Origin of the sequence: Ensifer sp. 22460 (assembly GCF_052044935.1) — a bacterium.
GTDB lineage: Bacteria > Pseudomonadota > Alphaproteobacteria > Rhizobiales > Rhizobiaceae > Ensifer.
Genome location: NZ_JBQENZ010000029.1, coordinates 91,048 through 103,377 on the forward strand (window position 1 = coordinate 91,048; position 12,330 = coordinate 103,377).

Annotated in this window: 9 protein-coding genes; 3 read left to right on the plus strand and 6 right to left on the minus strand. The window is 62.2% G+C overall.

Going from position 1 to position 12,330, the window contains the following annotated elements; all coding sequences use genetic code 11:
• The first annotated feature begins 80 nt into the window (after positions 1-80).
• Positions 81-3,185: an autotransporter domain-containing protein gene (locus tag ACTJKM_RS29085; RefSeq protein ID WP_162764704.1), complete on the plus strand. Its 3,105-nt coding sequence runs from the start codon at positions 81-83 to the stop codon at positions 3,183-3,185.
• Positions 3,185-3,724 (plus strand): invasion associated locus B family protein, encoded by a 540-nt coding sequence (locus ACTJKM_RS29090; RefSeq protein WP_113513285.1) that lies wholly within the window; start codon positions 3,185-3,187, stop codon positions 3,722-3,724. Before ACTJKM_RS29085 ends, ACTJKM_RS29090 begins: the two co-directional genes overlap by 1 nt.
• 41 nt (positions 3,725-3,765) lie before the next feature.
• Here the strand turns inward: ACTJKM_RS29090 and ACTJKM_RS29095 are convergent, their stop codons facing one another.
• Together ACTJKM_RS29095 and ACTJKM_RS29100 are read right to left on the minus strand one after the other, a co-directional pair.
• Positions 3,766-5,559 carry a PAS domain S-box protein gene (locus ACTJKM_RS29095; protein ID WP_440661465.1) on the minus strand — a complete coding sequence of 598 codons (1,794 nt, stop codon included), beginning with the start codon at positions 5,557-5,559 and terminating at the stop codon, positions 3,766-3,768.
• Positions 5,560-5,760: 201 nt separating this feature from the next.
• Positions 5,761-6,519 carry a sulfite exporter TauE/SafE family protein gene (locus tag ACTJKM_RS29100; RefSeq protein WP_058327595.1) on the minus strand — a complete coding sequence of 253 codons (759 nt, stop codon included), beginning with the start codon at positions 6,517-6,519 and terminating at the stop codon, positions 5,761-5,763.
• Between the two features lie 241 nt (positions 6,520-6,760).
• Here ACTJKM_RS29100 and ACTJKM_RS29105 point away from each other — a divergent pair, with 241 nt between their 5' ends.
• A complete protein-coding gene (locus ACTJKM_RS29105; protein WP_440661466.1) occupies positions 6,761-8,104 on the plus strand; it encodes a PLP-dependent aminotransferase family protein in 1,344 nt (447 codons plus the stop codon).
• Positions 8,105-8,140: 36 nt separating this feature from the next.
• Here the strand turns inward: ACTJKM_RS29105 and ACTJKM_RS29110 are convergent, their stop codons facing one another.
• The 4 genes from ACTJKM_RS29110 to ACTJKM_RS29125 all read right to left on the minus strand — a co-directional run.
• Positions 8,141-8,605 (minus strand): MaoC family dehydratase, encoded by a 465-nt coding sequence (locus ACTJKM_RS29110; RefSeq protein ID WP_058327593.1) that lies wholly within the window; start codon positions 8,603-8,605, stop codon positions 8,141-8,143.
• 42 nt (positions 8,606-8,647) lie between these two features.
• A complete protein-coding gene (locus ACTJKM_RS29115) occupies positions 8,648-10,258 on the minus strand; it encodes an MDR family MFS transporter (RefSeq protein ID WP_058327592.1) in 1,611 nt (536 codons plus the stop codon).
• Between the two features lie 145 nt (positions 10,259-10,403).
• Positions 10,404-11,606, minus strand: a complete 1,203-nt coding sequence (locus tag ACTJKM_RS29120; protein ID WP_440661468.1) for an HlyD family secretion protein — start codon at positions 11,604-11,606, stop codon at positions 10,404-10,406.
• 357 nt (positions 11,607-11,963) lie between these two features.
• Positions 11,964-12,330 (minus strand): isochorismatase family protein (locus tag ACTJKM_RS29125; protein WP_440661232.1); only part of this gene is annotated, 367 nt, incomplete at its 5' end.

The following is a 12,330-nucleotide window of genomic DNA, read 5'->3' on the forward strand; positions in this document are numbered from 1 at the left end:
CTCCCCCTTCGCGGGCTTGCTATAGCCGGCCCATGACCGCGCTTTCCCGGCGTCACCGTTCGCTTGGGAGTTGTGCGCCCATGGATGCAAAGGAAAAGGGGCAGACATTGAATATCTGTGCAAAGGCGGACGTTTCGAGAATCAACCTTCTGAGTTCGACAGCGCTAGGCCGCGTCGGTCTCGTCTCGATGATGCTGGCGGCGATGCCGCTCGTGCCGTCGCCGGCAAAAGCGGCCGGACTGCTCGTGCCAAACGATGAGACTTGGTCCAGCGACCATACGATCAACGGCAATCTCGTGATCCGCGGCCGTCCCGTTGGCGCGACCCTAACCATCAACAACGGTGCCGTCGTCAAGAGCCTCAACGGCTACATCGCCGACGGGAGAGGCAGCGTAGGTACGGTCGTGGTCTCCGGTTCCGGGTCGACCTGGGACATTGTCGATGCCAATCCGAACGGTTACCGCGTGCTTTTTGTCGGCGGTTTTGAGGGGGGCATCTACGGCGGCAAGGGCACGCTGATCGTCGAGAACGGCGGAAAGGTATCCGCCAAGGAGACCCATGTCGGCGCTCTGCAGGAGGGCGACGGAACGCTCGTGGTGCGTGGTGCCGGCTCCATGCTTGCCACCGACTATCTGGGTGTTGCCGACGGCGCCCTGACGCTCAACACGGCTGCGGTCAGGATCGAGAACGGCGGCCTCATCAACTCTAAGACGGCTTACTTCGAAAACGGCACGGTTCTGGTGACCGGTGAGAATTCGCGGTGGGTCAACACCGGAGAGTTCACAGTCGGCGACAGCTTCACGATCGAAAACGGCGCCGTGGTCTCGACCAACACTGCTGTCCTGCGCGAGGATGAGAGCGTCGACACCATTCAGGTCTATGTCGATGGCGCCGGCAGCGAGTTCAAGGTCGCCGACAAGCTGACGATTGGCGAAGCCGGACGGGTCAACCTTTCGGTCGCCAACGGCGCCAGGCTTTCGGCTGGCGGCGGAATCGTGCTTTCCGATATCGGGGGCATAAGCAACGAAGGTATGGGCAATCTGACGATCGGCGGCAAGGTCGACCTGAATAATATTGCCGAGCCACGTGCTCGGCAGGCGCAGGCGGCAGGCACGGTCGATCCGTCGACGAAGATCGATTTTGGCCCGCGGAAGGGCTACGTCAATTTCAACCACACGAACACCGGTTATGAGTTTGCCAACACGCTCGTCGGCAAGGGCACGATCAGCAATTTTTCCGGGGAAACCATCGTCAACGGCGACCTGACGAAGTTCAACGGCAAGGTGAACGTTTCTGGTGGCAAGCTGGTTCTGAAGAGCAACCTCGACACGATCGACAACGACCCGGATAACGGCCCCCTGGACTACAGCGAGACCCGGTTCGAAGTAAGCGGCGGCACGCTCATCGTCGATGGTGAGACGGGACGGGTACAGGGTGATCGCTTCTATACCAATGAGGTGAATGTGTTCGGCGAGATGAACCGCATCCGCGATCCGAACTCGACCTCTTTCGGTAGGCTCGGCGGCTCCGGCACGGTTGGCGACACGTATATCGACTCCAAGGCGATCATTTCGCCCGGCAACAATTCCACCGGCACGCTGACGATCATGGGCCGACTGGATATGGCGACCGGTTCGATCTACGAGGCGGATGTTGCCGGTGACGGCCGTTCCGACAGGATCGTCGTCAAGAGCATTGGCACCAACGAAAACTCCGGTATCGCCAAGATCGGCAGCGGCACGAATGTCCAGGTGACCGCCCTCGACCCCAACACGAGCTACAAGACAGGGCAGACCTATACGATCCTGACAGCCGACCGTGCTATTGAAGGAAAGTTTGCCGAGGCTATCTCGAAATCGGCGTTCCTTGAGGTCTCGCTTGACCAGAAGGAGAAGCAGGTCGACCTAAAGATCAAGGTCAAGAACGGCGGTACGAAGCCAGGCGAAGAGCCGAAACCCGGCGAAGAACCTAAGCCCGGTGAACCGAAACCAGGTGAGCCGAAGCCCACCGAGCCCGGCGTCTTTGAAGGCGAGGCTGCGACCGGCAACCAGCGACAGACGGCACTTGCGCTCAACACACTTGCCCAGAGTGGCCCGTCGCTCGGGCTCTACAATGCGCTGACTATCCTCGACGGCGACGCGGCACGTCGTGCCTTCGACCAACTGTCCGGCGAAGTCCATGCTTCGGCGCAGACCGCGCTGATCAACGACAGCAGCCTGCTGCGCAATGCGGTGAACGACCGCATCCGCGACGCCTTCGGTGACGTGGGTGCTGCGAGCGTTCCGGTTCTTGCTTACGGCCCTGAGGACAAGATCACGACCGGTGCCGTCGCCGTCGTCAACGCCGTTCCCGCCGCGCCGCCGGCGATGGTCGGCTGGGGCCAGGTGTTCGGCTCCTGGACCAATACCGACGGCAACGGTAACGCCGGCAGCCTCGATCAGTCGACGGGCGGTTTCGTCACCGGCTTCGATGCGGCGGTCTCGGACAATGCGTTGATCGGCATCATGGCCGGCTACAGCCGGACGAACTTCGACGTCGACAGCCGCGCCTCCAGCGGTGACAGCGACAACTATCACCTCGGTGTCTATAGCGGCGGCCGCTGGGGCGATGTCGCGCTCAGGTCCGGCCTCGCTTATACTTGGCACTCGATCAACACGTCGCGCAGCGTTGCCTTCCCCGGCTTCACCGATCAACTGAAGGCCGACTATGACGCTGGGACGTTCCAAGCGTTCGGCGAAGTCGGCTACCGCATCGACCTGCCTGATGTGGCGCTCGAGCCCTTTGCGAACCTCGCCTATGTCAGCCTGCACACCGACGGCTTCACCGAGCGCGGTGCCGCGGCCGCCCTGTCGAGCAAGAGCAACACGACCGACACGACCTTCACGACGCTCGGTCTGCGCGCTTCTGCTCCGCTCAGCCTCGGCGCGACAGATGCGAAGGTGCGCGGCATGCTCGGCTGGCAGCACGCCTTTGGCGACACGACGCCGTTCTCGACCATGGCCTTCGGCACGGGCAGCGCCTTCTCGGTTGCCGGTACGCCGATTGCCGAAGACGCGGCGATCATCGAGGCCGGCATCGATTTCGCGCTGACCGGCAATGCGAGCCTTGGCATCACCTACACCGGACAGTTCGGCTCCGGCACGACGCAGAATGCGGTCGATGCCAAGCTTGACGTGCGCTTCTGATGCGCCGGCTCGTCTGGCTATCGACAGTGCTGATGGCGACTTTCGTCGCCATCACGCCGCTTTACGGAGAGGACGCGGCGGCCGGGAAGGCTGCCGCGCCCTCTCAGCTTTCTGAAACCTATGAAGACTGGAGCGTCGCCTGCGCCGAGGCCGACGGCAAAAAGCATTGCATCCTGTCGCAACAGCAGTTTCACAAGAGTGGCCAGCACGTACTGACGCTCGAACTTCGGCAGGCTGAAAACGCCGGTCTGGCGGGGAGCCTCGCGCTTCCCTTCGGCCTCTACCTGGAAAAGGGCGTGTCCCTCGGCGTCGATGAGGCGACCGGTGGCAAGGCAACGCCGTTCCGCACCTGCCTGCCCATCGGCTGCATCGTGTCGTTGACCTTTACCGAGGGGACGGTCGCGTTGCTGCGCAGCGGAACGGCCCTGAAGATCGGTGCCTTTGTGAGCGATACGGGAAAGAACGTGACGTTCTCAGTATCGCTCAAGGGATTTGCTGCAGCATTGGATCGTGTGCTTGCGCTCTCCGGCAAGGCGTAAGCCGCTACCAGGCGCGATGCTCGGGGGTTACCAATGCGCCGTTAGGGTGCGGTGGGTTCGTCCCACCCACTTTGCAGGGCCGCGTCGACCGAGCACACCAAGCCCGTGGGATGGTAGCTGATCTCCACCTGGCCATTCAGTTCGGCAGCCAACAGGGTTTGAATCAAGCGCGAGCCGAATCCTTTGCGCGATGGCTGCTTTACCAACGGCCCGCCGGATTCCTGCCAGCGCAGCGTTAGCCGGGTCGACGTGCCGCTCTGGAGCGACCACGTGATGGAGACCCGCCCGTTCCCGGTCGAAAGTGCGCCGTATTTGGCGGCGTTCGTGGCGAGCTCATGCAGCGCCAGGGACAGCGATACGACCATCCTCGGCGGAACCTGGATCTGCGGACCGGAAACGACGAACTTTTCCTGCGAGTAGGGAGAGATCGCCTGGTTGATGATCGCCTTCAAATCCGCCCGTTCCCAGTTGCCATGGGTGAGCAGGTCGTGCGCCCGTGCCATCGAAACCAGCCGCGCTTCAAAAGCCTGCACCTCTCCAGCGTTCGTGCTGTCGCTGCGACCGAGCGTCTGCCGGGCAATGGCCAGCACGGTTGCAAACACGTTCTTGACGCGATGGTTCAGTTCACCGACCAGGACGGTCTGCAGGCGCTCGGCCTCCTTCCGCACGGTTATGTCGTGGGCCAGTTTCGAAGCGCCGACGATGCTGCCATAGGCGTCGTAGATCGGCGAAACGCTGAGCAGGACATCGACGCTTCGACCGTCCTTATGGAGCCGTTTGGTCTCATATGGCTCGACCTTGAGACCCGCGCTGACCTGCCTGAGGATCGCAGGCTCTTCGTCAATTCGGTCTTCGGGAACCAGCGTCATGACGGAGCGGCCAATCATTTCCTCGGCCGAATAGCCGTAGAGCCTCTCCGCCCCGGAATTCCAGGTCGTGATCCTCATCCTGAGATCGATGCCGAGAATGGCGTCGTTGGAGGATGCGATAATGGCCGCAAGGCGACGTTCGACCTCTTGGGCCCGCTTGCGTTCGGTGATGTCGACGATGACGGCGGCGGCCTGCCGAAAATTGCCACGCTCATCGTGAAGCGCGGAGACCGAGTTCGTTACCCAGACAAGACTGCCATCCTTGCGCAAATAGCGTTTCTCGATTTCGTAGCTCTGGCCGGTGCTCGCCATCGCCTTGAACAGCCGGGCGCTTTCGGCGACGTCTTCGGGAAACGTGATGTCGTGCATCCGCATCGTCAGCAGTTCGGTCTCGGTATAGCCGACGATTTCGCAGAAGCGATTGTTGACCAGGAGGAAGCGGCCCGTCAGGTCCATCTGGCAGATGCCGGCGGCTGACTGCGAGAAGATGGCGCGAAGCCGCTCTTCGTTGGCTTGCAGCGCGCCCTCGAATTTCACGCGTTCGGTCGTTTCGTTGACGATGCAGAACACGCCCCGAACCCTCTGTTCCTCGTCCCGGACGGGTGAATAGGAAATATCGAAGTAAGCCGTTTCGGGATAACCGTGTCGCTCGATGTAGAAGGGACGGTCTTTCGCGACCACCGTCTCGCCGCGTTCCAGCACGCGTCGCAGCAGAGGCTCGAGGTCGCTCCAGAGTTCACCCCAGTTTTCACGCGCCGGGCGCCCCAGTGCGCGAGGGTGCTTGTCTCCGATGGTCGGCGCATAGGCGTCGTTGTAGAGCGCCACGAATTCTTCGCCCCAGAACATCACGATCTGCGCCTGCGCCGGCAACATGATGTCGATCGCAGCCGCCAGACATGGCGGCCAAGCCACCATGGGGCCGAGCGGGCTGTCGTCCCAGCGGTAAGACTGGATCAACCGACCCATCTCTCCTGCTGCTGTGAAAGGGGCGCTGCTCTGCAGGGTGAAGTACCTCGCTTGAATGGCCAGAGCACTTCAACCTTTTGAGAAACTTAGGTCAATACGCAAAGTGAAAAGCTTTGCAGGCGCAGCTTGCGCAATACGCCTATGGCGCGAGATGTTGCTCGGTCGCAAGCATCCTCTTTGGACAGGTTGGCGATGCGGCGGTTAAACGAGAAAGCCGGAAACGCCGTCCCACAATAGTTTCAGCGCCACCAGGACCAGCAATCCATAGCAGGCGCGATAGACCTGCCGTTGGTCGAGCATACCCTGGAGCCGCCAGCCGAGCGTAACACCGCTTGGTACGGCGAGCAGGCAGATCGCCATCAGCACTCCGAGATCGGCGGTTGGCTTCGCCAGCAACAACCACGGCAGGGCCTTGGTTGCATTGCCAACGGTAAAGAAAAGGCTCGTCGTTCCCGCGTAGACCTCCTTGCTGAGACCGAGCGGCAGCAGATACATCGCCAGCGGCGGTCCGCCCGAGTGTGCGACCATCGTGGTTATGCCTGAGGCGAGACCGGCAGAAATCGCCTTCGGGGTCGAGCGTGGGCGCGCCGTCACCTCTGCGCCCCTTGCCAGCCACAGGCCGACGAAGAGCAGGGTCGTCGCCGCCATCACGATCGCAACGGTGCGGTGATCGAGAAAGCGGAACAGCAGATAGCCGAGCCCGATGCCAATCATGAGCCCCGGAAGCAGCAGCACGAGGTCGGGACCAGACCAGGTGGTGCGCTTGAAGTAGCGCAACCCATACAGATCCATCGCGACGAAGAGCGGCGCGAGAAGGCCGCCCGCGGTGACCGGGTCCATCACGACCGACAGCAGCGGAATACCGACTATGGAGAAACCGCCGCCAAACGCCCCCTTCATGAAGCAGATCAGGAATATCCCGGCAAAGGCGACCAGGATCGTCGGGACGGTCAGTTCCATCGGAGTGCCTCCGCATTCGCGTGCGCCTTGAACGCGAGAGTGGTCGGTTGGTTGAGAAATACAGGCATTGTCTCGTTTCCAGCCCTTGCTCCGGGCGTGCGATGCCGCCAGCCTGAGCGCGCTTCGAAAAGAGCGCTCTGGCCTGCGAAACCGTCGCGGTCCCGGGCGAATGGGATTTGATGAGAATAAAATGTTCCGATATAATTCTCGGTGCAATTGAAACATTGTACTCGGTGCAATAATGTCGAGATCGGAATACCTGAAGCTTGCCGACACGATCGCCGCGGAAATTGCGGTTGGGTCGCTCAGGCCGGGCGACCGCCTGCCGCCGCAGCGTAGCTTTGCCTATGAACGCAAGATTGCCGTATCCACGGCAAGCCGCGTCTATGCCGAGTTGTTGCGCCGCGGTCTCGTTGTCGGCGAAGTGGGCAGGGGCACCTTTATCTCCGGGGAGGCGAGGCGAGGCGTGGCGGCGCTCGCAGAGCCGCGTGGTATCCGTACCGACTTCGAGTTCAACTACCCGATCTTGCCCAACCAGACAGCGCTTATCGCAAGAAGCCTGGAGGGGTTGGCTGCTCCTGCCTTGCTCGACGTTGCATCGCGCCAGGCGATCAGCATCGGAACGCCGGCGATCAGAAACATTGGAGCAGCGCACCTCTCCAAAGGTGGCTGGTCGCCCAGTCCTGAACACCTCGTTTTCACCGGCAATGGCCGGCAGAGCATTGCTGCGGCTCTCGCGGCTGTCGTTCCGGCGGGCGGTCGCTGCGGTGTCGAGGCTCTGACTTATCCCTTCGTCAAGGGCATTGCCGCTCGGCTCGGAATTGCGTTGGTGCCGCTTTCGATGGACGAAGGCGGGGTGCGCCCCGATTCCGTTGAAAAAGCGCATTGCGAGGCGCATCTCTCGGCCATCTACATCCAGCCGGCGGTCCAGAATCCGCTGGGCGCGACGATGAGTGAGGCGCGCCGGGCCGATCTTCTGCGGGTGGTCGAGATGCTTGATCTTCCTGTTATCGAAGACAATGTCTATGGGTTCCTTGACGACGAGCCGCCGCTTGCCGCCCTCGCGCCGGATCGCTGCATTGTCGTCGACAGCCTCTCCAAAAAGGTGGCGCCCGGCCTGGCGCTCGGCTTCATCGTGCCGCCCGAGCGGCTACGGGAAAGTGTGATCGCCTCTGTGCGTTCGGGTGGATGGACCGCGACAGGATTTGCCTTTGCGGCGGCCGCGCGGATGATGGCCGATGGCACCGTTGCCGCGCTCATGACGATGAAACGCCTTGATGCGCAGGCGCGGCAGAAGCTGGCCGCCGCTCATCTCCAGGGCTTCGAGGTCAAGGCCAACCCAAAGTGCTACCATCTCTGGCTGACGCTGCCGCCCCATTGGCGTTCGCAGACGTTTGTTGCGGCTGCCGCCAGGCGCGACATTGCATTGACCCCGTCGACGACCTTTGCCATCACGCCGGGCCACGCGCCCAACGCGGTCCGGCTCGCGCTTGCCAGCCCGGCAATGGATCAGCTCGACATTGGCCTCAGCACGCTGGCAGCGCTGCTGAACTCTCGGGAGGACGATTTCGTCTCGACGGAATGAACGTCGCCGCCTCTGCATATTCGGGCTAAATCGGCGTCAACCCGCCGCTTTCCGCTGGAGGACGAGTTTGGCCTTGAGGTTCTGAACCACTTCCCCGTGCTGGTTGATGGTGCTGCTGAGAACGACGGCGATGCCTCGATCAGGCTTCGAGCGGGAAGGTATGATCTCCACGACTTCGCTTTCCACATGCAGCGTGTCCCCGGGGCGCGTCGGAGCCGGCCAGTTGATTTCTCCGCCGGCGCCAATGACACCACCGGCAAATGGCAGGCCCGTCTCGACATTGAGACGCATCGTGATGGCGGCGGTGTGCCATCCGCTTGCAGCCAGACCCCCAAAGAGCGTGTCCTTGGCCTTCGCCTCGTCGATGTGAAAAGGCTGCGGGTCGAACTGCATAGCGAAAGCCTTGATCTGTGCTTCGTCGATCGTGTGCGTCCCGCTTGTAAAGCGTTGTCCCACAAAGAGGTCGTCCAGAAAGAGACGACCGGGCGTCGAACTGTCCATAACCTGCCTCCCCTGAGTGCACGTCTTTTGACCTGCAGGCTTTCAATGGGCGCCACCCGCACCTGCGCCACCAAGCTGGATCTTCCGGGTGAAAAGCAGGGCGATGGCGGCAAGCGCCAACACAGTGCCGATCACCGCGAAGGTATCACTAAACCCCAGGATAAGCGCCTGGCGGTGAACCGTCGCGCCGATAACTGCGATTGCCTTGTGTTGCGCAACCGCGACGTCGGATACGCCATGCGTCATGAAATGATGGGTCAGATCGCTGATCCGGTCACGGACCTCATCGCGGGAAAGCGTGACGGACTGGCCGATGATGTTGGAATGGAACTGCTCCCGCTTGGTCAACACGGTCGCGAGCGTGGCCGTTCCAACGGCGCCGCCGAGATTGCGCAGCATGTTCGACAGGCCGGAGGCGGCGGCCGCGTCACCAGGCGCGATGCCGGCGGTCGTGATCACCGTGATCGGCGTCAGCACCAGTGCCTGGCCGATGGCACGCACGATATTGGGCACGAAGAACTGGTCGCCGGCGCTGTCGAGCGAGAGTGTCGTGTTCATGAAACAGCTGGCTGCGAAGATGCTGATGCCGACGAAGCCGACGTAGCGCGCGTCGAACCGTTTCATCAGTGCCGGCACGAGCGGAATGATGAGGAGCTGCGGCAAGCCGGTCCAGGCGAGCACGAAGCCGATCTGCTCGGCATTGTAGCGCTGCACCTGACCCAGATACTGCGGCAGGATGTAGACGGTGCCGAACAGCGCCACTCCGACCAGCACATTGACGAGAACGCCGACGCCGAAGTTGCGCTGCTTGAGCAGGCGTAGCTTGACCAGCGGCTTTTCGACCTTGAGCTCGATAATGACGAAGGCGGTCAGAAACACGGCTGCGATCAAGGCGAGCTTGACGATGAACGGCGACTGGAACCAGTCGTCCTTGTTGCCTTCCTCGAGCACGGTCTGCAGAGCCGAGAGCCCGATCGCCATGGTGACGATACCGGCCCAGTCGCCCTCTTTGAGCAAGGACAATTGCATCGGCTTCTTCTCGAGCGTGAAGTAGAGCGCAACCACCATGATGATGCTTGGGGGCGTGTTGACGAAGAAGATCGACTGCCAGCCGTAGTTCTCGGTGAGGTAGCCGCCGATCGTCGGGCCGATCGCCGGCGCGAAGGTGACGGACAGGGCGAAGAGTGCCAATCCGAACGGCTGCTGCGTCTTGGGCAACCGGGTCAGGATCATCGTGAAAGCCATGGGGATGAGCACGCCGCCCGCAACGCCTTGCAGACCGCGCAGCACGATCATCGAGCCGAGGTCATGGGCGAAGGCGCAAGCCGCGGAAAAGATCGGGAACAGGATCGCATTTGCCAGGATATAGCGCCGGAACGAGAAGACGCGGCTGAAGTAGTCGGTAAGGGGGATCACCACGATCTCGCCGATCAGGTAGGAGGTCGATATCCAGGCGCCATTGTCGACGCCGGTGCCGATCCCGCCCTCGATGTCGAGCAGCGAGGCGTTGGTGATCTGGATGTTCAGGATCGCCATGAAAGCACCGATCAGGCCGGCGAGCACCGCGATCCATGCCGTCGTGCTCGCTTTTTCAGATGGCGCCGCAGCGGCTGGCAGCGTGCCGGGCGCAACCGTTTCAGCAATGGTGGACATAACACCCTCCTGCCTTGTGGTGAGATGGGCGCCTAATCGCCCCCTAGAGCATCCCGCTCTCAAGTGGAATCACTGGAAGCGGAAAGACGCTCTAGATTCAAAGTGCTAGAGCGTCCTTTGTGCGTTCACTTGAACGCACGGCGCTCTAGTAGATCTTGTCCGACTTAGACGCGACCTCAGTCGCCGTCGGGTTGGTGTCGATGGTCGGGTAGACTGACATGCCGGGCCGCAAGGTCACCGATCGTGGGGTCCCGCGGTCGAGCACGATCTTGACCGGGATGCGCTGCACCACCTTGGTGAAGTTGCCCGTCGCATTGTCCGGCGGCAGCAACGCAAATTCCTGGCCGCTCGCCGGCGCGATGCTGTCGACGTGACCCTCGAAGACCTGCCCCGGGAAGGTGTCCACTTCGACCGTCACCTTCTGGCCGGGATAGACGTCGGTGAGCTGGGTCTCCTTGTAGTTGGCGACGATGTAAGCCGCCTCCGTCGGGACGACCGCCATCAGTTGGGTGCCGGCCTGCACATACTGACCGACCCGTAGGGTGCGATTGCCGATCACGCCATCGATGGGGGCGGCAAGAGCCGTGTAGGAGAGGTCCAGGCGGGCCTGGTTCTGCGCCGCCTTGGCGCTGTCGAGTGCTGCCTTCGCCTGGGCGACCTCGGCCCTGATCACGTCGAGCTGCTTGGTTTCATTGGCAAGTGCCGCCGTGTCACGCGTTACCGCTGCACGGGCGGCCGTGATGCGCGAGGCCGCCTGCTGGGCATTCTGGACGGTGCCGAAGCCCTGTCTGGCAAGCTCGGAGTAACGCTTGTCATCCTGCTCGGCAAAGGTCTGGTCGGCCTTGTCGGCTTCGACAGTCGCCCTTGCCGCGTCAATTGCGGATTGCTGAGCCACCAGGGCCGACTGCTTGTTGGCGATGTTGGCTTCCGCTGCCTCGACCTCGGCCATGGCCCGTTCGAGGCTCACCTTGAAATCGCGGTCGTCGATGCGGGCGAGGATCTGTCCTGCCTTTACCCGTTCGTTGTCGGCCACGAGCACCTCGGCGATATGGCCGGAGACCTTGGGGGCAATCGTCGTGCTGTCGGCCTTTACATAGGCGTCGTCGGTCGACACCTGGAAGCGGCCTGTCGTCCAGTACCCCCACCCGAAATCGGCGGCGGCCGCCACGGCCGCGACGGCCACGGAGGCGAAGAGCAGGCCGCGCAGCCGCCGCTTTGCGGGCATGTTCGAGGCCGGAGCCACGGCAGGCGGGATCGCAGGCAGTTCCTCGCGGAGCCGAATGGTCGGCACTGTCTCCGCAGTCGGCGAGGGGTTTTCGATGATGGCGATAGGCGTGTTCTGGTTCACGGCCGGTTCCTTTCCCCGGTGTGGCGGGGCGGTCCAAAACGCCGTTCGCCAATTTAGGAAAACTAATGTTTTCTAAAATGCGCGCGAGGAGTTGGCTTGTCAATCGAATTTGGAAAGCACTTGTATTCCTTAATGCCAAAGTCGCAATCGACCGCCTGCGCCGGAGCTTGCGACATGCGGTGACCCAATCTGGATCGCCGGAAAGCCCAAGCCACCGTCCTGCTACTGCGCGATCCCGGGCCGCAGAACCAGGGCGGGTTGCGCCCCAGGTGACGCTCGCGAGTTTCCGGCCCCCTGCGGGGCCGGCCTTGCCATTCATGCCGAAGCGATTGCGGATGTTCGCTGGTCGGGCCGGGATCACTTTGCCGGGTTGGGGCCGATCGTCCTGCCGTGGCTGACGCGTTCGTCACCCTTGTGAACCATGGTGACGGCGTAATCGATGCCCATGCCGTAGGCGCCGGAATGCTCCTTCACCAGTGCGGTGACGGCATTGTAGGTTTCCTTGCGGGCCCAGTCGCGTTGCCATTCGAGCAGGACCTGCTGCCAGGTCACCGGGATAACGCCGGCCTGGACCATGCGGTCCATGGCGTATTTGTGCGCATCGGCCGAGGTGCCGCCGGAGGCGTCGGCAACCATGTAGATCTCGTAGTCGGTGTCATGCATGCACGACAGCGCGAAGGTGGTGTTGCAGACTTCGGTCCACAGCCCCGAGACGACGATTTTC